Below are 20,678 nucleotides of genomic sequence, written 5' to 3'. Positions count from 1 at the left end.
CCCCATCTCCCCATCTCCCCATCTCCCCATCTCCCCATCTCCCCATCTCCCCATCTCCCCATCTCCCCATCTCCCCCACTCCGCCACTCTCCAAGTCCTGCGGATTTTGGGCGATCGTTGTGGTAATATCTTTTGGCTTGTACAGATACTCCTGTCGCTGTCAGTCAATTAAGCGATTTATGAAAATTTTGGATTCTCAAGGCCGGTTGTTCGGTAAACTCAGCATTCTAGACGTAGGTGCCGCGATGATTGTACTGCTAGTTGCAGTCGGCATCTTCTTCTTTCCCGGCACTTCCGGCGGTTCCGTCGCCCAAGTCGGCGCTAGCATCAAACCTGTAGAGATCGATGCAATTGCGATCGGACTCAAAGGCACCAACTTTCCAGAATTGTTCAAAGCCGGCGATAAAATCAACGTAGTGATCCGCAACCAGCCCTCCGGTCAGATTACGATCAAATCCGTCAAAACTATCACCAGAACCCTAGCAGTTCCCCAGCCCAACGGCAGTCTCAAAGCTCTACCCGATCCCAGAGAAGAAGAATCCTTCAGCAGAAATATGATGTTTACCCTAGAGGGAAAAGGTCAACTGACTGAAAACGGCCCAGTTTTAGGAAATACCAAAGTCAAAATTGGCACTACCCTAGAACTTGAAGGCAAAAAATACATTTTCAATGCTAGCGTCATCGACGTGCGAGTCAAAGAATAGTCAGTTGACAGTTGACAGTTGACAGTTGACAGTTGTCAGTTGTCAGTTGACAGTTGACATTGGGAATTGGGAATTGGGAATTAATCTTCCTTCTTCCCTCTGACTTTTGACTTCTGACTTCAAGATCAATCCGTTAAATTCGTTAAAAAATCCGTTGCCTCACCTGCATCCGTTACATCCGCTACAGAATCCGCTGCCGAACTTCTTTACCCTTCCGAAAGCAACCTTAAATACTGCCGAATTAAACCAATAGTCACAGCCGGAACTTCCAACTGCGGAGTCAAACCCACATTTTCCAGAGTTTGAAAAACTTTGATTGCTTCCGGGTTGAGATTAGCCAACCGCTGGCCAATCTCCGGGCTAGTAAACTGAGATTTGTCACCCCAAATAATCGCAGTCGGCGTTGTTAGCTGAGTGATGTACAGCGACAAATCAAAACACAAATCTCCCCGCACAAAAGACAAGGCCGCATATTCTGCATTTGGTTCCAAAGCAGATTCAAGATAAGCATCGACAATTTCTTGGTAAACTCGACGGGAATCGGCAAATTGGCGTTGTTCTAAAAAGCTGCGAATACCCCCGTCTGTGGCGATGCCCGTACTGTAGAGCAATCGGTCTAAAATCGGCGTGTTGACTAGCTTCGCGAAGAAACTGCTGCCGTAATCCTGTCCGAAGTCCGATAAACCGCTGGGAATTGTCAAAATAAGGGATTTGAACAGATCCGGGCGGGCGATCGCAGCTCGAATCACGATCGCCCCCGTCAGCGAAGAAGCTATCACATCCGTCGGACTGCCGCAAGTTTTTTCTATAAATTCAATCAAAGTTGTGATATAATCCTCAACCTGATAATTTCTTGGCGGATGTTCCGATCGCCCCCAACCGATTAAATCCGGTGCTAAGACTCGATATTCCGCTGCAAAAGCCGGATAAACTTTCGACCATTCGTAGGCACTCGATCCGCCCCCAAAACCGTGAAAAAATACCAAATTCGGTAGATTTGCCGAATTTGAGTTCGGCAATCCGATCCAAGGCATTTTTTCGGCAGTGTAATATACCATTCTGCCGAGAGAAGTAACTATCGATCGCTGACCGAAGCCGAGAGGAACAAGCATAAATAAGCCTCAATCGCTATTAGATTTTAGATTTTAGTCCGCCGCCTGGTCTTTATTTAAAAAAATTGCAAAGCTGGCGTCGTTTTTGTAAAGATTCAGTATTGATTTCAATCTATTTTAGTACAAGTGAAACCTGAAACTACAGACAGCAACTAAGTTTTGTGATTGGCGCGCTTCGGCTGTGCAGTTATCCTCACCCTTGCAAACTACTCCCGATCGGAGATAATAACAAAATGATGGGTGAGACCCCTCAACACAAAAAAGTCGGTTCGCCGACCCCGAAAGCAGGCACTCGGAAAGCAGGAGTATTAGATATCGCTTTTAAGCAAGGCAGGTTTTACAGCCGACAGCCAATCACGAATAATTAATCACCATATTTTACGGAACAGTGCCTTTTAAGGTCGAAGGTTTTTGTGGGAAGGCGGGCGATGGGTTTTCGATACCTCTGATTGCAGGGCAAGGCAATCGCGAGTCTCGCCGTTCTAAATGCCAAAACACAATAAACAACTAATATCAGGGAGATCTACAAAAAATGCAACTGCTTAGGAAACGGGATCGCGAGGGTTTTATGGTTGATGCAAAAAGTCTTCTAGCTGACGGGTTTGCAGAATTTGATACTGCCTGTAGAAGCATGGATTTAAACGGCAAACAGTCATTTGTCGCCACTCCAGAACGATCGGGCGCAGGGTTAGATGCGCGATCGCGCGTCAGCGCACCGGCAATGGTTCGCCTAGCATTAGAAGACTTGAAATGCTTTGAAGTAGTAGAACAGCAGTTTGCCCATTGGGGAGTGACTTTTAGCAATGCCGTCGCCATCCAACCTTCAAACCCAGCATTTCTCACAGTTTCTGGGTCAACAGTGTTAATGGGAGCCCCAAAAAGCGGACTGATAGAAGTAACTTTCAAGTATCCAGTCCGTAGCGTTGCAGGACTTGTCACCAGTTCGCGGCGAACGGTTTTATCTGCTTCCGACATCAACGGCAACCTGATAGTTCAGGATGAAATGCCGGCGCCGAATCTGGCAGGGTCTAATTCTCCGATCGCCCCTAACACACCCCTGCGCGTCAAAGCCCCGAACATTCATCGCATTAGTTTTTATGCTTTTGACGGTCAGCTAATAGTCGATGACTTTATTTTTGGATTCTAAAACAATTCCATAAGTATCGTCCCAAGTCTGCAAACCTTCCAGAAGGGCATTGCGGACTAAAGCTTCGGGTTCCCGACTCAGCATCAGGCGAAAGCACTCAGCAGCGCGGGAACGAGTGCTCGAACTTTTGACAGAAGTCACACGGTGAAACCCACCCTGATTCACCAAATCAGTCATTTGTCGCACTGCAATCAAACGCTTCACGGGGTCAGCATCAGTCAAATCTGCGAAGATGCGATCGATCGCTGCTTCATCTTTTTTTGAGGCGCCCAGACTCAGCGCTTGGCGCAGCAACAGCCCTGCAATCGCGATCGTGCCAAAATTTTGCAAAATCAGGCTCAAAGCCATCCAGTGGCTCTGGGAGTCTTCCCAAATCGCCAAACTCATGTAAGCCCCCAAAGTAGCAATCCCGCCGGCAGCCACCGCTAAAACCAACCGGCGGTTCGGGCCCTCCCAAAATTGCTCGGCTTTAGATCGCAGCAATTGCCATTCCCCCGACTGTCCTCGGTAAACCATCATCATCGCTGCGATTCCCAGGCCTGTCGAAAACAATAACTGACTGTTCCACCACCCCCAAACTGCTGCCAAGGTAAAAGCAAAAGCCGCCAGCCCACCTTTCGATCGACTCAAACGCGCTAGCAGCCACTTGAGAAAGGCGCTAGAAACCACAGGCGATCGAGTTCGATCGGTCTTGCCATCAACCCTCCGGCGCTTTTTTTCGGCAGTTCTGGGGATTTCCTGCGGGCGATCCTCTCGACTAAATGTCCTTAAAGCTCCAGCATCAGTCATTTCTAAGGACAAGTCGATGGATCGTCGCTGACCGAGTTCCCAAGTGCGATCGGAATCTTTCACTACCATTTGATTCAGCTTGTCTGTAGTTTTTTTAAATTGATTCATACTTACTTTTTTTCACAAATAACTTTAAGTTATTCAGGCTTCTTTTGCACAGATTTTGATTTTTTCTAAACAAGAGTGTGAGACTTTATAATACCACAAATTCCAACTCGTGGTGAGTACCACAAATGCGTCGAATCCTGAGAAATAATTGCCTCAAAAAGAGTGATTGAAGATAGTTGGGAAAAGCACGACAGGTAGCGCGCGAATATTTCTGACTGATTCTTGAGAGCAAAGGCGATCGGAGTTGGGTACAGGCAAAAAACACAAAAATTGAAAATTTCAGAAATTTCGGGTATTTTGAGTGCTGGAATTCATCCGCCGAAAACTGCACGACGAAAATTTAGCCTTTTGCCAAGAGTCGGGGATCTCGCGCCCCCCGGTGTCATACCATTTTCGATTTTAGATTAAAGAATTGCAAAATTGGGAATAACTGACTGCGATCGTGGTTGGGATCGCGGGGCTACAGTTGAGGAGTGATCCTGCGATTAATCAAATAATACTGTTTGGATGCTGTTACCAGCACCTGCTGCTGTCCGTCCAGATCGCTATCAAGCAGTGAACCCAGCCTCATCTGCTAAGATTTTTGAATAAAATGTCGATCGCCCTCCCAAACTAGAACAAAAGTTGATTTGGAGTTGAGCGTTGCCAACAAATAGATGCGTTGCCATCAGCTATAATTTTTTCAGGTAGGGCATTAAGTTGGCACGACCTCGATCGAGTACGACCGCACAGTATTTCCTGTTTATTTGAGGGAGCGATCGGGCAAAAGTTCCAGTCAATCGGCAGCAGACAGCAATAGTTCCAAGGATGGCGGCATCGCCTGCCGAATAATCCTCTGGAAATCAACTTGACTGATGAGGTTCGTTAAATTAACAGCAGTCCCTCACACTTGGGGCAGGGGTTTGATGGGCCGATGGTCTCAAGTCCGTTAAAATTAACTGTAATTATTGTAGGGACTCGCAGTCACGCTCGATCGGCAATATCTGCCAAATATTGGCCTAAACGCGCCCAGGGACTGGATATTACGGTCGATCGACCGGACTAGATATCAAGCAACAGCACCAATAACCAACCGTGCTGGGGCGATCGGGAAGTGCAGAAGCCCGAAAACAGTGGCTGCCAGATGAGAATCAGGTAAAACTGCTACCCCAAAGTGTGTCTACAGGGGTTAGGCTAGTGAAGACAGAAAAAGAATAGTTACGATCGAGACTTGATCAGTCAACTTGTAATTTATTCCTCAGTTATCAAGCCCAACAGTTTTGCATTTTCTGGGAAGCGAGACTCTTGGCAATTCTCACAAGTGGGGAACTCGACCGTCAAAAAGCTTGGGTTTGATCGCACAAGCCCTTACTAATATGTAAATATCTTATCGATGGCTCGCCGGAACAATCTTGCAGGAAAACCCATGTCTAGTATGCAAAACCAATTTACGGTTCACTTCTGGGGCGTTAGAGGTAGCATAGCGTCTCCCGGAGCTGAAACAGTACGTTACGGGGGCAATACACCCTGTATAGAAATGCGAGTGGGTGACAGCCGCCTAATTTTCGATGGCGGTACTGGATTGCGGGTTTTGGGACAAACTCTCCTGTCGCAGATGCCCGTAGAAGCTCATATGTTTTTTACTCACTCCCACTGGGATCACATTCAAGGATTCCCATTTTTTGTCCCAGCTTTTGTCAAGGGCAATTGTTTTCACATCTATGGGGCTGTTGCTCCGAATAAGGCTACTATCCAGCAGCGGCTCAACGACCAGATGCTGCACCCCAATTTTCCGGTGCCCCTGCAAATTATGGGGGCAGACCTGAAATTTAACGATATCGAAGTGGGCAAACCGCTGGAAATCGGAGAGATCAAGGTGGAAACTGCTTTGTTGAACCATCCCGGAGAAGCTATGGGGTACCGCGTCAACTGGCGGGGATATGCGGCTGCTTACGTGACTGATACCGAACACTTTCCCGATCGTTTGGACGAAAATGTGCTGTATTTGGCTCGCGATGCTGAGGTGCTGATCTACGATGCTACTTATACGGATGAGGAGTATTATTCGGAAAAGTCTAGCAGGGTTGGTTGGGGACATTCGACTTGGCAGGAAGCCGTGAAGGTGGCAAAGGCTGCTAATGTCAAAAAGTTGGTGATTTTTCACCACGACCCGCTGCACAATGACGAGTTTTTAGACAAGGTGGGAGAGCAAGTGGCTCAAAGGTTCCCGAACAGTTTGATGGCGCGGGAAGGTTTGTCGTTACAGTTGCTGCCTCCTCATAACAAGGATTTGTCTGAACAGTCGGTGGAAGCGCCTAAAGTGCCTGTTTGATGGATTTGAGATTGCCAGATGGTTCTGAAATCTTGAGGCCTGAAATCTCCAATTAAAGCTAAGGCTGACCTCACTCAAAGACGGATACAAGCCCCGGCTTAAGTTGTAGAGAACCAAAAAGTTTAGATCGAAGTTCTAACTCCCAGATCGATTCTGTGGAGTCAAATCTAAAATCTAAAATCTAAAATCTAAAATCGACTGGCGATCGCAATCTGGCTAAGTGTGTCAAAATCTTAAGCGTGTGGATAACTTCTTCTTCTACCGCTGCTCTGACTCCAACTTCCGTTGCCTTGGGAAACTTTGATGGTTTGCACCTAGGGCATCGACAAGTTGTGCAGCCAATTTTAAATCGATCGCCTGGGTCAAGTTCTGCGACGGTTTCTCAAACGGATCAAAGCTGGCACTCACAGGCTGGCACAGATGAAAATTTTGTGGGCGAACATCCGGCGACATGGGACAACGACTCAGCAGCACTGCTTGAGAGATCCGACAACCGCCTGAATTTTGATGGTTCCATCGCGCAGACAAAAGCCGAGGGCAACAGCCTCTCTGGTCATAATTCTGCTGCGGGCGATCGGCTTTACGCTACTGTGGTGACATTCAATCCCCACCCGCAAGAATTTTTTACAGGTCAACCCAAAAAACTGCTGACGCCTCTGGCAGAAAAGGTAGAATTGCTCGCAGCAATGGGTGTTGAGCAACTTGTCCTGCTGCCGTTTGATCGAGAATTGGCGGCTTTGACTGCTGCTGAGTTTGTCGAGGAAATTCTGGTGCGACAACTGCAAGCGAGTCGAATTAGTGTGGGGGTTGATTTTAGGTTCGGACGGGGACGCGCTGGGACGGCTGTGGATTTGCAGTCGATCGCCTCTAGCTATGGTATTGATGTTGCGCTGATACCCCTGCACAATTGCGCTGAGGGCGATCGGATCAGCAGTTCCGCCATCCGCGAAGGTCTGGCATCCGGCGACCTCAGAAAAGCGAATAAGTTACTAGGGAGACCCTACAGTTTAGTCGGGACTGTAGTTGGCGGACAGCGGCTGGGGAGGACGATCGGATTTCCGACTGCTAATATCGAACTACCACCGGAAAAATTTTTGCCCTGTTTTGGCGTGTACGCGGTGCGAGTCTCGGTCAAGGATGGAGGCGGAATCATCAAAGATGAAAGTTCTTCCTATAAGTGGGAAAATCCCAAATCTCTAATTCCCGATCGATCATCAAATGTATCATTCATAAATGGGGTGATGAATGTTGGCCGCCGCCCAACGGTAGACGGTCTACAACTAACTGTAGAAGTTCACCTGTTAGATTGGTCTGGAGATTTGTACGGTCAAACCTTGAGTGCAAGTTTGATAGAATTTTTGCGACCAGAACAAAAATTCGCTTCTCTGGATGCTCTAAAAAATCAAATTCAGGCAGATTGTGATGTTGCTAGAAAGGTGTTAGCTGCTAATGGTTAATAGACAAGATTGCCAAAGTCCTTTTAATCCAATTTTCGGACGGGCTAGAAGCCCATCCCACAAGGAAAATAATTGTGGGATGGGCTTCTAGCCCGTCCTAATTATCAATTCATTGTGTACAGTTTTGCTTGGGCGATTGAAATCGCTACTACACAAACGAAGTCCTAGCTGAGAAGAACTAGGAATAAAAGAACAAGCAATTGAACAACTAGCAATTAACAATTAAAAATCAGGGATATGAGAGAACATATTGAGCGGCTCAAACAAAATCTAGGCAAAACTATTGTCGGCAAAGCGGATGCTATTCGCTTGGTGCTAGTAGCCGTGCTTTCCGGCGGACACGCGCTGCTGGAAGATGTACCTGGTGTCGGAAAAACGCTGCTGGCGAAGTCTTTGGCGCGATCGATCGATGGGAAGTTTCAGCGGATTCAGTGTACTCCCGATTTGTTACCAACCGATATCACGGGTACTAATATTTGGAATCCTAGCAGCGGCAAGTTTGAGTTTTTGCCCGGCCCAGTTTTTGCTAATGTTTTGCTGGCGGATGAAATTAATCGGGCGACACCGCGAACTCAATCAGCTTTGCTGGAAGTGATGGAAGAAAAGCAGGTGACGGTAGATGGAGTTTCTCGGAATGTTCCAGCGCCGTTTTTTGTGATTGCGACTCAAAACCCGATCGAATATCAAGGCACTTTTCCGCTACCGGAAGCGCAGATGGATCGGTTTACGTTGTCTTTGACTTTGGGCTATCCGGCTGCGCTGGAAGAGTTGCAAATGTTGGAACGGCTTTCTGATACTTTTACAGTTGAGGATTTGCAGCCTTGTATTTCTTTGGAAGAGGTGCAGGAATTGCGCCGTTTGTGCGCTGGTGTGAAGGTGGAAGGTTCTTTGAAGCAGTATATTGTTGATTTGGTGCGATCGACTCGCGAGGATGAAGAGATTACTCTGGGCGTGAGTCCCCGTGGTGCGGTATCTTTGCACCGGGCATCTCAGGCTTTGGCGTTTATTTCGGGGCGGGATTATGTTACCCCGGATGATGTGAAGGAATTAGCACCGCACGTACTTTCTCATCGGTTGATTCCGGCGGGGGGAAGGAGGGCGAAGACGATTGTTGATAAGTTGTTGAGATCTGTTCCTATTCCTTAAAAAGCTTGGAATCGGCGGTTGAAACCGCGTCTACACAAACAATGTCCGCCTCCGCGGACTAAAGAGAAGACGGCGGTTTTAACCGCCTTTGTCTTCAGCCCGCGGAGGCGGGTTTTGTCTTTATCGACGCGGTTTCAACCGCCCGGTCTTCTTATCTTATAATGATTGTTCAATAGATCCTTGAAACAGCGCTACTAATTTTTTTGCTTCTAAATCCACATTGTGTTGTTTCGCTACCCGTTCTGCTCCTGTTTTCCCCATTTCTTCTAGCTTTTCTAAAGGTGCTTCCAATGCCGCGCGCATCGCCACAGCTAATGCTTGTACGGAACCGGGAGGAACTAACCAACCGCAAACACCGGGTTCTACGAGTTCCGGGATACCAGCAACATAAGTGCTAATTACAGGTCGATTGAGAGCGAGGGCTTCCATAATTACGACGGGTAAACCTTCGGCAAAACTCGGCAATACCATTGCGCGGGAAGCTAAAATTTCTTGCTGAACTCGATCGCCACTAGCCCAGCCGGTAATTTCTATATAATTTTGCAGGCCGAGTTGTGCAATCTGCTGTTCAATTTCAGCCCGTAGCGGGCCGTCTCCGACAAATACCAATTTAAACTCCAAGCCTTCAACTGCTAGCTTGCTGGCGGCTTCTAGCAGTAGCAAATGACCTTTTTGTTCGCTGAGCCTGCCGACACAAACTAAGCGGGGTGCTGCGGGTATGGGGATGTGGGGGTGAGCTAAAAATGCTGCATCGACGCCGCAGTGTATGACGTGGATTTTTGACCAATAAGTGCGATCGCACCACCGAAAAAGCTGACTTTTGCCGAAGGAACTAACTGCTGCTACAAAGGTCGATCGTTTAATTTTTTCATCTAAGGAAAGAAGTGTAGCTTTATCAAATTCTTCAGGGCCGTGAACCGTGAAACTGTAAGTAGGGCCGCCCAGCACGCGACATAACATTGCAACAGTTGTGGAATTTGTACCGAAGTGAGCATGAACGTGAGTTGTACCGGATTCTGCAAACCAATTTAAAAGAATGCAAGCTTCTGCTAAATAAGCTAGATGCAGCAAAATCCCGCGTTCTGAGTGTAAGCCCACTTTGAACATTAAGCGCAAAGCTTGGAGGAATCGAATTGGTCTAGTTGCGGCAGTGCGGAGTAAACCCCATGCTAAGCCCTGTACGCCAACTCCTAGGATGACTTTGGTGAGTTCTTGTTCTTGTTTGTCTGCGCCGTCTACGAGTTCTGATTCGCAGGATCTGATGGAGTAACGCCCGACTTTGATGCCGCAAGTTTCGACGGCTAGGAGTTCTCTGCGGACGAAGCTGTGGCTGACTTTGGGGTATTGGTTGACTAGGTAGGCGATGTTCATGAAGGGGGAGAAATTTTTATGGTAAAGCTCTAGATTAGTCTAGCTTTATGGATGTGCGGGGCGATCGGAATATCCGTTTTTTTTTCAAAAGTCCAATTCATGAAAGCTTGAGGCAAAATTTTAGATGTTTATTTCAGTTGACAGTTGACAGTTGACAGTTGACAGTTGATAGCGACCTCTCCCGGTCAGGAAGAGGATTGGAGTAAGGAATAGTCTTCTTTTAATTTCTCCCTAGAAGAGAGAGGCTTTAAACCAATTCTTTCTGGTCAACTATTTAGTTGCTGTTTGAATATTTGCAGATTGTCAAAAGATTTGTCAACCTCCGCGAAGTCGAAGAATTTACAACTTGTACTGAGCAAAGCAGAAGTATCTCAACCTGTACCTCATATTTTTGATAAAGGCTATATCTGGCAGTTTACCATCTTCAAATACATACTGCTTAACCTTAATGACACCGCCGTAAACTCAACCAATTTTTCCCGGCATATTTCACAAATTTGGGTATTTATTTTGCAAATCAGTAATTGTTTCTGGAAAATCTGCTGGGGAGAAGTTCCCGAATGCGATCGACAATTTCCCCCACATCCGCCGGCACTTCCTCCCCAGAAGTCAACGCCCGCGCATTTCCTACAATTTTAGACAAAATCAACCGCCATAAAAAAAATCTCCTCAACTCCCGCAACCCCTCACATCAATCATTTTTCAGACACAACTTGCTCTACATCTACCAAGATGGCAGCAAATAAGGTAAAGTAAACGGCACAAGAGTTTAGAACTCTCAAACTGCCACAACTCGGCAAACCGCCCCTACCCAAGCAAAAATCGCCAGTAGAGGCGACATTAACCGTTAACTGCTAACCCCTAACAACCGACAAAAATGCAAACCTACTACTACGTTTTAGCCAGCCAACGCTTTTTGCTAGAAGAAGAAGCCCTTGATGAAGTGTTTAAAGAAAGAAATCGCAATTACAACGAACAAGAAAAACAAATAGACTTCTGGTTGGTCAAACAACCAGCTTTTTTAGAAGCGCCGACAATGGCAGAAGTAAAAGCAAAATGCCCTCAACCGGCAGCAGCCATTATTTCCATCGATCCTGTTTTCATTACCTGGTTGAAACTCCGATTAGAATATGTACTGACAGGTGAGTTTCAAGCACCGTCAGCAAATATTCCCGATGCCCTCGCATCGCTACAGACAGCATGAATCAACTAGCAAAAGAATCTACAGCCAAGCTAGGAAAAATAACGGGGAAATTGTACAAAATTTTTGTCTCTCTTCCCCTATTTTCTGCTACGACGATCGCTCTTTTGACCTTGACAATTTTATCGAGTTCTGTTAACGCTCAGTCGAGCTGCGAACCGCCACTGTCCGACGAATATCTACTGTTAATTGTCACCAAAACACCGGAACAGCAAGAAAGAGCAAAACGCTCTTTTCCCGGAAATACTGATAATACAGTGTGTCGGTACATCAACGATACGGTGACGCGAGTTGGTGGCTTTCGCGACTCGCAAATTGCTAGCGATTGGGTTAAATACATCAAAGATATTGTGGGATTGCAAGCTTATGTAGTTCGATCGCCCGCAGCATCATTACCCCAAAATCTGCCAGTCTACAACCCCCAGCCCGCACCAGGTTCAGAACCAATCGCCAATCCCCAGACGGGCAATCTTGCGTTCAATCCCCAAGCCCTTGGCCCCGGTTACGCCGTGTTAGTAGATTACTTCAATCAACCGGAATTAGCCGCCCAAGTCAAGCAAGCATTAGGTACGCAAGTAGGCTTAGCTTCCTACGGCCAACGTCCCTTTTTATTCGTCGCTTATACAACGGATCAAAACGCTGCTACGGCGGCGGTAAAAGCATTGAGCGATCGAGGTTTTTGGCCGATGTTGGTAGACAGTCGCCGTGTCACTGTAATTAGTCCTGCTGTTAGGTAAAAGTAGATCAGATTACGGTTAAAACCGCGTCTATTTAAACGATGTCCGAGATGCAGACGGCGAATGGAATTCGCGCCTACACAAACGATGTCCGAGATCGGACGTACGGTTGAAACCGCATCTACACAAACGATGTCCGGATGGTGCGCGGACTAAAGAAAATAACGTAATTTTCACGGTCAATTCTTCAACCCGCGTCGGCGGGTTTTGTTTGTATCGACGCGAATTCCATTCGCCCGGTTTTCTTCAACCCGCGTCGGCGGGTTTTGTTTGTATAGACGCGAATTCCATTCGCCCAGTTTTCTCGTATCGACGCGAATTCCATTCGCCCGGTTTTCCTAATTAACAATTTACGGTTTTTGGGGCGGCTGTGGGCTGATTCCGGGCTGACTTTCGGCCCGTTTTTTTGCTTCGATTGCGGCTCCGTAATCGGGTTTGTAGCGAATTGCTTTGTCGTAGGAGGCGATCGCATCTCCGAATCTTTTCACCGCTACCAGGGCATTACCCCGGCTGTACCACGCCTCCGAGTAATCTGGCTTGACATAGACGGCTTCGTTGTAAGAGGCGATCGCATCTTCGTACCGCTGCAAATTGTACTGAGCATTACCTTTATTGTACCACGCTTGAGATTCTTTCGGGTTCAAATCTAAGGCTTTGCTGTAACACTCAATAGCTGCTTCGTATTTGCGTAATTCATGGTAAGACCAGCCTAAATTATACCATGCTTGAGAAGAATCAGGTTTTAATTTAACAGCTTTTTCGTAAGATTCTACCGCTTCTTCATGCCTCCGCATTTTCAGCAAAGCGATGCCTTTACTGTACCAGGCTTGATAAAAATTTGGCTGAAACCGCACGGCTTTTTCGTAGGCTTCCAAAGCTTCTTGATTTTTGTTCAACTCTAGGAAAACATTGCCTAAATTGTACCAAGCATCAGAATTGTCGAATTTGATTTCAACTGCTTGTTGATAGGATTCTACCGCGCGATCGTACTGTTTTAAATTTTGGTAAGCTTGCCCCCGATTGTACCAAGCCTGGTACAAATTAGGCTGAAATTGTACCGCTTTTTCGTAGGAGGCGATCGCCTCTTCGTACCGCTGCGAGTCTAACAGAGCATCGCCTCTGCCTTCCCAGGCTGCGGGATAGTCGGGCTGGATTTTCAAAGCATTGTCAAAAGATGCGATCGCCTCCTTTGACTGTTGCAACTTATCCAAAGCATAACCACGTCCCGTCCAAGCCTCCAAATATTCCGGCTTTAATTCTATTGCTTTATCATAGGCTGATTGTGACTCCTTATATTTTTTCAATTCATATAAAGTTTTAGCTTTTTCCTGCCAAACTTCCGCGTAGTCAGGCCGGAGAGTTATTGCTCGATCGTAAGCTGCCAGAGCTTCTTCAAATTTGCTTAAATTGTAAAGAGTAATCCCTCGGTTATGCAAGTCAGTTGCATTGACAGAATTAAAAGTATTGACACCATAAATTGATGCTATAATACTCATGCCAATCAAACTGGCGATAGTCCCGATTTTAAAATACAGTTTTCGGCGCGGTTTGTGCGGCTTTTTCGCAGCAACTGGAGGCAATACCGGAACAGTACCGCTGAAAGATTTTTTCAATTCTTTAATAGCTTCCAGCGTTTCGCCCGCACTCGAATAACGCTGCCTAAAATCGTATTTTACCATCCGATCTAAAATTTTCGCAAATTCAGGACTAACCGATGCTTTATCCTGCCAAATAATTTCCTCTGTATTCGGATCTTTTGCCATTTGGTGCGGAGTTATGCCAGTGAGGCATTGAATTGCGATCGCACCTGTGGCATAGATATCGCTGCTGAGTTTGGGATTGCCGTGAGCTTGTTCGCTGGGCATATAACCGGGAGTACCGATACTCACGCTCAAGCTATTCTTGGGCTGAGGATTAGTAATTTGAGTAGTAATTTCCTTGACTGCACCGAAGTCAATTAACACTAACTTATGATCTCGATTTCGGCGCAGGATATTGCGGGGATTGACATCACGGTGAATTACATTTTGCTGGTGGACAAAATCTAAAATTTCCAGAATTTCTTGCAATATACAAATAACTTGATCTTCCTTCATCCCTCCGGCATTTCCCGGAGAAGCGGGCGTGATTTCTTGACTTAAATCATGGCCTTCGATAAATTCTTGAACGAGATAAAACTCTTGATTTTCTTCAAAGTAAGCAAAAAGTTGCGGAATGCGATCGTGATTTCCCAACTTGTGCAAAACCTGTGCTTCCGTATTGAACAAACGTCTTGCTATTTGTAGAGTTTCTGGATCGGTTGCTTGAGGTTTAAGCTGCTTGACGACGCAAAGGTGATTACCTGGTAGTTGCTTATCTTCAGCTAAATAAGTTTGAGCAAATCCGCCGCCTCCCAAGTGACGGATAATGCTGTAGCGTGTGCCGAGTGTGATTCCAAGCATGAAATTTACCTGATATTTCCGAGTTTTTCTCCCCTTTCGGAGTAAAACAAGGGTTGGGGGAGAGGTTTTGCATTTGATTCAGTTTAACTAATTTGCGATCGGCTTTACAGCAGAAAGTCTGTCAAAATACCAGTAGATTCTGCTGACAAGTGGTAAAGTCGTCGGCGAATCATCTTTGCTTTGAAAGTTCAGATGCGTAGGGTGCTTATGGGCGCACCTTACTTTTATTTAACATGGTTTAGACGCATGGGCTAGAAACCCGGTTTCTACGAGTTTTACGAACAGTAACGAGAAATATACGAAGAAACCGGGTTTCTGAGGTTAGCGTGTGCAAGTCTAATTTTACTTTAAACAGCCTTCAAAATCTCATCATCAACTGAAAAATCTATCTCTGCTTTGTCCCTTCCCGAAACGACATAATCATTCTGAAAAGAATCTTTCAATCCAGAAACTAAGTCGAATTCGGGTTTCCAGTTAAGCTCGGTGACAGCTTTATTAACTGAGGCAAAAAAGTGCTGCAATCTCATCGGGAAAGCTTTCTTTTTGCCAAATTCAAATTGTTTCGGATCGTAGTGTACAATCTTAATAGCATCGGGTGATTTGCCGGCAGCTTGGATGCAGGCGCGGACTAAACCGTCAAAGGTGACAAATCGATCGCCCGAAACGTTATAAATTTGCCCGATCGCCCTTTCATTCCCCAAAACCGCCGCCATTGCCATCGCCAAATCCTGACAATGCCCTAACTGCGTGAAGTGCATCCCGTTACCAGGAATCGGAATCGGGCGATCGCGCGCAATGCGATCGAAAAACCAAGCCTCCAAATCGTTATAATTTTGAGGGCCATAAATGTAAGTCGGGCGAATCGAAGTCCAAGGCAAACCGGACTCGGCCAAATAATTTTCCGTGTCGCACTTACCCAAATGTCGGCTTTTCGGATCAGTAGCGTCCCCTTCAATATGAGGCATTTGATCGGATTTCAAATAAACCCCCGCAGAGCTCATGTAAACAAAGTGCTGCACCCGCCCCTTAAATATCTCAGCTAAAGGCTTTGTATCGCTCAGTTCCCGACCGTTGTTGTCAAAAACCGCGTCAAACTCAACCGCCGATAATTTTTCTTGCAATTGCTCGACATTTGTGCGATCGCCCAAAATCTGTTTCACCCCCGCAACCGGTACAGGCTTACTACCCCGGTTAAACAACACCACCTCATGCCCTTGTGCTGCTAAAATTTTACTAAGATAAACCCCGATAAACCGAGTGCCGCCCATCATTAAAATTCGCATTATTTCCGATGCTCCTTACAGTTAGTGTAAATATCTTACAATAAAGCGAGTATCTTGCTTTGCTAACAGTTGAAAATCCATTAAATAGGTAAGGACAAAAAAACACAGTATCTACAACCTACTATTGTTTTTTCGCAATGATCTATTGATCAAATTGGTTTGTAGTCCTGAGCGCACTGCCTTCGGAAAAATATAATTCCGATGTCCGGGGAAACTGTTGATAATCGGTGTTTATCCGCGTGCATTTGCGGTTAAAATATAAAATGAATTTCAGGCAAAAATCAATGCTAAAAAGTAACCGAAAAATTTGCAATAAATCTGTAGCCTTTGATATTTTTGCAACAGAATATGATTTCGCTGCCACCTTGCAAAGCCAGAACGATTTCTTTATTAAAAACCTATCTGACAGCAAAGGTGCAGCATTAGATATTGGCTGCGGTTCGGGAATTTTGGCTTTTGAATTAGCCAAGTATTACGATAATGTCGTGGCCGTCGATGTCTCAGCAAAAATGCTAGAGATCGCCAGTCAAAAACGCTCAGCCCCCAATATCGAATACATCCAAATGGATGCTAGTCAATTAGCGATCGATCGCCAATTTGATTTAATAGTTAGCGCTGCCACTTTTCACCACATACCCAACCTCCCCGCCACCCTCTCAGTCATTAAAAATTTGTTAAATCGGCAGGGTAAAGTCGTCTTTTTAGATAATGTATCTGAAGTTGAAACACCTGCTACACTCGGCTACATAATAGGTGCAGTGAGAGATTTTATGCCCGACTGTTCTAAATACGGGTTTCGCAATGCTTCAAGATTATTAAAATTTAGATTGTCGCCAAGCTGGTTGCAGCATTTAGCCAGCGACAGGTATTTGTCAGAAGGGAGATTTAAAAAAATTTACGGCCGTTGCTTTCCCGGCTGTTATTTTGTAAAATTGGATTGTTTTATGGGCGTGATTTGGGAAAATCTGTAATGCAAAACAACGGGATAAAATCAGTATCTGCGCGGAAAAAAAATAGTCACATCCGCGAGTTGAGCATTAATTTGGAGCAATGGTACGCAGTCGCCCGCAGCACAGAGGTACAGAGTCAGCCACTACCTGTGATATTGTGGCATCGGGCGATCGTGCTTTTCCGCGACAGTGCAGGAAAAATCAACGCTTTAGAAGACAGATGCCCGCACCGACAAGTTAAACTCAGCCACGGCAAAATTAAAGGCGATTTAATCGAATGCGCTTACCACGGATGGCGACTAAATGCAAGGGGAGAATGCGCCGAAGTCGATTATTTAGCAGAAAATCAAAAGCTACCTAACTGCAAAATTGGCTCCTATCCAGTCAAGGAACAAAACGGTTTTATCTGGCTGTTTCCCGGCGACGAAACCAAAGCCGAAAAAATAGATTTATTGGATTTGCCTGAGTGGGAACATCTCAATTATATTGCCACAGTTTCAGTCATCGACTGTCAGGCACACTATTCATTTTTAATTGAAAACTTAATGGATATGTACCACGGACACTTGCACGAAGACTTGCAAGCTTGGGCAAATCCAGTATTAGATACTTTAGTAGAAGACGAGCATCAAGTCACAGCTCGCTATCAGGCAGAAAGTTATTACAAAATAGATAAAATTTGGTCAATTTCCCAGTTGTTTTTTAAATCTCTGCGCCGACTTCACCCGGAGCCCCTAGAGGTGAGTTACGTTTACCCGCACTGGGTTTCAACTTTGGGAAGCGACTTTAAGATTTACTGCTTGGTTTGTCCGGTAAGCGAGACAGCAACTCGCGCTTATTTAATTCATTTTACCTCATTAAATGCGTTTTGGCGGCTGCACAAATTGCCTGTTAGGTTTCGTAGGTTTATCAAAGATAGTTTATTCGGTGCCGCTCAAAAATTATTAGATGGTTTGGTGCGGCAGGATGTGTTAATGATTGAAGAAGAACAGCAGGCTTTTTTGCAGAATTCGGAAAGAAAGAGTTACGAATTAAATCGGGCGTTGGGGAGTGTGCAGAAGTTGATGAGAAGTCAGGCGGAAAATGGGTAATTCAGCCACAGATTTAAACCTGTGGCGGGACTAATCAAACCAGCCTGCACAGGCTAATATATAGATTTAACTAAAAGCATGGAAGTACAACCGAGGGAAATTAGGCGTTATATTATAAGTGATGGCAGAGTTCCTTTTGCCGAGTGGATCGATTCCCTGCACGATCGCAATACCAGAGCTAAAATTAACAATAGGCTAAAACGAGTAAGTCTTGGCAATCTGGGAGATTATCGTTCAGTAGGAGGAGGAGTTTTTGAGCTGAGAATTGACTGGGGCCCAGGCTACCGCGTCTACTTCGGACAAATCGGATTAACAATTGTGCTTCTCCTCTGCGGGGGCGATAAAAGCACTCAAGATCGAGACATTCTCAAGGCTAAGGAGTATTGGGCAGAATATGAACAACGTGACAGCGCAAACCAGTGATAGCTGGCTAAATGCACTAATTGAATCGCTAAAAAACCCCGCCGAAGCTGCGGCTTACCTGAGTGTGGCTTTAGAAGCGGAATCACCGGATTCTCAACTGCTGCGGGCGGAATTTCAAGACGTAATTGATGCGCGTTTGCGGGCGAACAATCTCTCAAAGCCAGCTAAGGTGCACCACGAAAAACTAGATAAAATTATTTCCGAAAGTGGCGCTGATGAAATTTACACTTTGATCGCGTTATTGGATGCGCTAGGATTTAGGCTAAGAGTTATTTTAAAAGAAGATGAATTGGCGATCGGGGAATGAAACCGATCGCACATCTGCGTTAATCTGCGCTAATCTGCCTTAATCAGCGGTCAAAAAAATCACTCATCTAGCAGCAAAAACCTTACTTTTTAGCCCGCTGCTGCTGGTAAACGCTGACAACCTTATCCGCAAAAGTAGCAGTTGCGCCACTTTTGCAAGCTGCGGATTCCCCAGTCATCCACCAGCAAGCGGCGCGGCGTACAGCGGTTAATTCATTGTTGCTGCTAGCTTTGTATTCGTCGCGCAGCAAATCGCCCACGATACAGGTAACAATTGATTTGGCTTTTGTCGCGTCGGCTTCAAATTGTTGCGGTGTTAAATCTTGTTTGGTACAAAATTTTGCCCAGCGGGAAATATTGTTGGGTAAAACTTGCCACTGACTGTACATTCCGTCATTTGCGGTTTGCGGCGGCGCGGCTTGTCGCAGCGCTTCTACGAGGGCGGAAACTTGCGCGTCGGTGACTGCTGCGGCGGCTGGAAGTGTTTGCAATCCGAGGCTAATTATCAGGCTTCCAAATAGTAGATTGGTTTTTGCGATCGATTTAAAATTCATTGACAATCCCCTGTTTGATTTAAACTTTGTTTCCTCAAACAAGGTTTACTATTTTGTTGGTAGAATGCCTCTGTCTTAAGTATGATTTATTTGCCCACTTAATGCGGTGTCGATCGCGCTTACGAGAGAAATTGTTAATCAAGTACGATAAAATCATGGAAGTACAACGAGAGAGAAATTCGCAACTACCTGAGAGCAGATGGGACAAATCCTTTTGAAGATTGGTATAACTCACTCCGGGATACCACAGGCAAAAACAAGATTCGGTTAAGGCTTAAGCGAGTCATGACTGGTAATCTAGGAGATTGTAAGTCCGTCGGAGAAGGAGTTTTTGAACTCAAAATTGACTTTGGCCCTGGATATCGGCTTTACTTTGCACAAGTCGGGCTGACAATTGTACTATGGAAGTACAACCCAGGGAAATTCGACGTTACAAGACACCAGACGGTAAAGTTCCATTCGGGGAGTGGTTTGATTCCCTCCGCGATCGGAATGTTAGAGTTAGAATCAAATCTAGGCTTGACCGAGTTGAAGAAGGTAATCTCGGAGATATCAAGTCAGTGGGACAAGGAGTTTTTGAACTCAGAATTAATTATGGGCCAGGCTACCGCCTCTACTTCGGACAAGTTGGATTGACAATTGTGGTCATCTTAGTAGCCGGAGATAAAAGCACTCAAGAACAAGATATTCGACAAGCCATAGCATACTGGAAAGATTATGAAAGACGTGAAAGCACCGACAAGTGATAGCTACCGCGAGTACCTAATTGAATCTCTCAAAGATCCCGAAGAAGCTGCTGGTTACATCGGGGCTATTTTGGAAGAAAAAGATCCTGAACCAGCACTGCTGAGAAATGCCATCAGAAAGGTGATTGAGGCTCGCGTCAGGATGAATGTTCTTTCGGCGTCAGCAAAACAGCATCACGAAAAACTCGACAAGATGCTGACTGAAAGTGCAGGTTCGGAAATCTATAGTTTGGTAGAATTGCTAGAAGCGTTAGGATTTAAACTAGAAATTACTGTCGCAGATATTGAGTTGCCGGCTGAGTCGGAATCAACGGATTTTGTGGAATTAGAATTATCCCCGGAACCTGCTAATTTATAACAAGTTACAGTATTCAGCCGACTATGAAAGAAATGAAAATGCCGACGAGCGATAGCTATTATGAGTCTCTCATTGAATCTCTCAAAGATGCTGAACACGCTGCTGGATTTATCGGGGCTATGTTGGAAGAAAAAGACCCTGAACCCGCACTCCTGAGAAATGCCATCAGAAAGGTGATTGAGGCTCGCGTCAGGATGAATGATATTTCGGAGTTAGCAAAAGAGCATCATGAAAAAATTGATCAGATGCTGACTGAAACTGGAGGTGCGGAAATTTATAGTTTGGTAGAATTGCTAGAAGCGTTAGGATTTAAACTAGAAATTACTGTCGCAGATATTGAGTTGCCGGCTGAGTCAGAATCAACGACTTTTGTGGAATCAGAATTATGCCCCGAACCTGCTAATTTATAACAAGTTTATTAGGTTCGTAGTGAGGACTTCAGT

General features: G+C 45.6%; 21 protein-coding genes and 1 pseudogene. 15 read left to right on the top strand and 7 right to left on the bottom strand.

Going from position 1 to position 20,678, the window contains the following annotated elements; genetic code table 11:
* Positions 1-179 precede the first annotated feature (179 nt).
* A complete protein-coding gene (locus tag QUB66_RS17755; RefSeq protein ID WP_265239129.1) occupies positions 180-704 on the top strand; it encodes a DUF4330 domain-containing protein in 525 nt (174 codons plus the stop codon).
* 206 nt (positions 705-910) lie between these two features.
* On the opposite strand, the gene QUB66_RS17750 is transcribed toward QUB66_RS17755, so the two are convergent.
* Positions 911-1,816: an alpha/beta fold hydrolase gene (locus QUB66_RS17750; protein WP_265239128.1), complete on the bottom strand. Its 906-nt coding sequence runs from the start codon at positions 1,814-1,816 to the stop codon at positions 911-913.
* 532 nt (positions 1,817-2,348) lie between these two features.
* Between QUB66_RS17750 and QUB66_RS17745 the strand changes: the two genes are divergently transcribed.
* Positions 2,349-2,963 (top strand): hypothetical protein, encoded by a 615-nt coding sequence (locus QUB66_RS17745; RefSeq protein WP_332968893.1) that lies wholly within the window; start codon positions 2,349-2,351, stop codon positions 2,961-2,963.
* On the opposite strand, the gene QUB66_RS17740 is transcribed toward QUB66_RS17745, so the two are convergent.
* The gene (locus tag QUB66_RS17740; RefSeq protein ID WP_332968892.1) at positions 2,931-3,860 is read right to left on the bottom strand and encodes a hypothetical protein; all 930 of its coding nucleotides are present in this window, start codon (positions 3,858-3,860) and stop codon (positions 2,931-2,933) included. The genes QUB66_RS17745 and QUB66_RS17740 overlap by 33 nt on opposite strands.
* A gap of 1,405 nt (positions 3,861-5,265) precedes the next feature.
* Here QUB66_RS17740 and QUB66_RS17735 point away from each other — a divergent pair.
* The 3 genes from QUB66_RS17735 to QUB66_RS17725 all read left to right on the top strand — a co-directional run bounded on the left by QUB66_RS17735 (position 5,266) and on the right by QUB66_RS17725 (position 8,774).
* On the top strand, positions 5,266-6,171 hold the full coding sequence (locus QUB66_RS17735) for an MBL fold metallo-hydrolase (RefSeq protein ID WP_265239125.1): 906 nt from the start codon (positions 5,266-5,268) through the stop codon (positions 6,169-6,171).
* A gap of 239 nt (positions 6,172-6,410) precedes the next feature.
* Complete coding sequence (locus tag QUB66_RS17730; protein WP_265239124.1) at positions 6,411-7,628, top strand: bifunctional riboflavin kinase/FAD synthetase; 1,218 nt, start codon at positions 6,411-6,413, stop codon at positions 7,626-7,628.
* Between the two features lie 237 nt (positions 7,629-7,865).
* On the top strand, positions 7,866-8,774 hold the full coding sequence (locus QUB66_RS17725) for an AAA family ATPase (protein WP_332968890.1): 909 nt from the start codon (positions 7,866-7,868) through the stop codon (positions 8,772-8,774).
* A gap of 156 nt (positions 8,775-8,930) precedes the next feature.
* Here the strand turns inward: QUB66_RS17725 and QUB66_RS17720 are convergent, their stop codons facing one another.
* On the bottom strand, positions 8,931-10,145 hold the full coding sequence (locus QUB66_RS17720) for a glycosyltransferase family 4 protein (RefSeq protein WP_265239122.1): 1,215 nt from the start codon (positions 10,143-10,145) through the stop codon (positions 8,931-8,933).
* Positions 10,146-10,662: 517 nt separating this feature from the next.
* On the bottom strand, positions 10,663-10,788 hold the full coding sequence (locus QUB66_RS17715; RefSeq protein ID WP_265239121.1) for a hypothetical protein: 126 nt from the start codon (positions 10,786-10,788) through the stop codon (positions 10,663-10,665).
* Positions 10,789-11,022: 234 nt separating this feature from the next.
* Between QUB66_RS17715 and QUB66_RS17710 the strand changes: the two genes are divergently transcribed.
* Positions 11,023-11,349, top strand: coding sequence for an MgPME-cyclase complex family protein (locus QUB66_RS17710; protein WP_332968888.1), 327 nt, complete (start codon positions 11,023-11,025; stop codon positions 11,347-11,349).
* On the top strand, positions 11,346-12,083 hold the full coding sequence (locus QUB66_RS17705; protein ID WP_332968886.1) for a hypothetical protein: 738 nt from the start codon (positions 11,346-11,348) through the stop codon (positions 12,081-12,083). The genes QUB66_RS17710 and QUB66_RS17705 overlap by 4 nt, the downstream gene beginning before the upstream one ends.
* A gap of 350 nt (positions 12,084-12,433) precedes the next feature.
* Here the strand turns inward: QUB66_RS17705 and QUB66_RS17700 are convergent, their stop codons facing one another.
* Both QUB66_RS17700 and QUB66_RS17695 read right to left on the bottom strand, forming a co-directional pair.
* The gene (locus QUB66_RS17700) at positions 12,434-14,524 is read right to left on the bottom strand and encodes a tetratricopeptide repeat protein (protein ID WP_332968884.1); all 2,091 of its coding nucleotides are present in this window, start codon (positions 14,522-14,524) and stop codon (positions 12,434-12,436) included.
* A 347-nt stretch (positions 14,525-14,871) separates the two neighbouring features.
* Positions 14,872-15,807, bottom strand: coding sequence for an NAD-dependent epimerase/dehydratase family protein (locus QUB66_RS17695; RefSeq protein ID WP_332968883.1), 936 nt, complete (start codon positions 15,805-15,807; stop codon positions 14,872-14,874).
* A 284-nt stretch (positions 15,808-16,091) separates the two neighbouring features.
* Here QUB66_RS17695 and QUB66_RS17690 point away from each other — a divergent pair, with 284 nt between their 5' ends.
* The 4 genes from QUB66_RS17690 (at position 16,092) to QUB66_RS17675 (ending at position 18,578) form a co-directional block, all read left to right on the top strand.
* Complete coding sequence (locus QUB66_RS17690; RefSeq protein ID WP_332968880.1) at positions 16,092-16,778, top strand: class I SAM-dependent methyltransferase; 687 nt, start codon at positions 16,092-16,094, stop codon at positions 16,776-16,778.
* The gene (locus QUB66_RS17685) at positions 16,778-17,848 is read left to right on the top strand and encodes an aromatic ring-hydroxylating dioxygenase subunit alpha (RefSeq protein ID WP_332968879.1); all 1,071 of its coding nucleotides are present in this window, start codon (positions 16,778-16,780) and stop codon (positions 17,846-17,848) included. The genes QUB66_RS17690 and QUB66_RS17685 overlap by 1 nt, the downstream gene beginning before the upstream one ends.
* Positions 17,849-17,926: 78 nt before the next feature.
* Positions 17,927-18,271 carry a type II toxin-antitoxin system RelE/ParE family toxin gene (locus QUB66_RS17680; RefSeq protein ID WP_265239114.1) on the top strand — a complete coding sequence of 115 codons (345 nt, stop codon included), beginning with the start codon at positions 17,927-17,929 and terminating at the stop codon, positions 18,269-18,271.
* Positions 18,243-18,578 carry a helix-turn-helix domain-containing transcriptional regulator gene (locus QUB66_RS17675; RefSeq protein WP_265239113.1) on the top strand — a complete coding sequence of 112 codons (336 nt, stop codon included), beginning with the start codon at positions 18,243-18,245 and terminating at the stop codon, positions 18,576-18,578. The genes QUB66_RS17680 and QUB66_RS17675 overlap by 29 nt, the downstream gene beginning before the upstream one ends.
* 82 nt (positions 18,579-18,660) lie before the next feature.
* Here QUB66_RS17675 and QUB66_RS17670 read toward each other — a convergent pair whose 3' ends face one another.
* A complete protein-coding gene (locus QUB66_RS17670) occupies positions 18,661-19,131 on the bottom strand; it encodes a hypothetical protein (RefSeq protein ID WP_265239112.1) in 471 nt (156 codons plus the stop codon).
* 147 nt (positions 19,132-19,278) lie between these two features.
* On the opposite strand from QUB66_RS17670, the pseudogene QUB66_RS17665 reads away from it, so the two are divergent.
* The 4 genes and pseudogenes from QUB66_RS17665 to QUB66_RS17650 form a co-directional block, all read left to right on the top strand.
* Positions 19,279-19,473 (top strand): annotated as a pseudogene (locus QUB66_RS17665) (hypothetical protein); the annotation flags it as partial.
* Positions 19,474-19,532: 59 nt separating this feature from the next.
* Positions 19,533-19,877 (top strand): type II toxin-antitoxin system RelE/ParE family toxin, encoded by a 345-nt coding sequence (locus QUB66_RS17660; protein WP_332968877.1) that lies wholly within the window; start codon positions 19,533-19,535, stop codon positions 19,875-19,877.
* Positions 19,849-20,235 carry a helix-turn-helix domain-containing transcriptional regulator gene (locus QUB66_RS17655; protein ID WP_332968876.1) on the top strand — a complete coding sequence of 129 codons (387 nt, stop codon included), beginning with the start codon at positions 19,849-19,851 and terminating at the stop codon, positions 20,233-20,235. Before QUB66_RS17660 ends, QUB66_RS17655 begins: the two co-directional genes overlap by 29 nt.
* 23 nt (positions 20,236-20,258) lie before the next feature.
* The gene (locus QUB66_RS17650) at positions 20,259-20,645 is read left to right on the top strand and encodes a helix-turn-helix domain-containing transcriptional regulator (RefSeq protein ID WP_332968874.1); all 387 of its coding nucleotides are present in this window, start codon (positions 20,259-20,261) and stop codon (positions 20,643-20,645) included.
* The last annotated feature ends 33 nt before the right edge of the window (positions 20,646-20,678 follow it).

Origin of the sequence: Microcoleus sp. A2-C3 (genome assembly GCF_036706065.1) — a bacterium.
Lineage (GTDB): Bacteria > Cyanobacteriota > Cyanobacteriia > Cyanobacteriales > Microcoleaceae > Microcoleus.
Note: the sequence above shows the minus strand (reverse complement) of the source record. Positions and strands in the feature narration are given on the sequence as shown.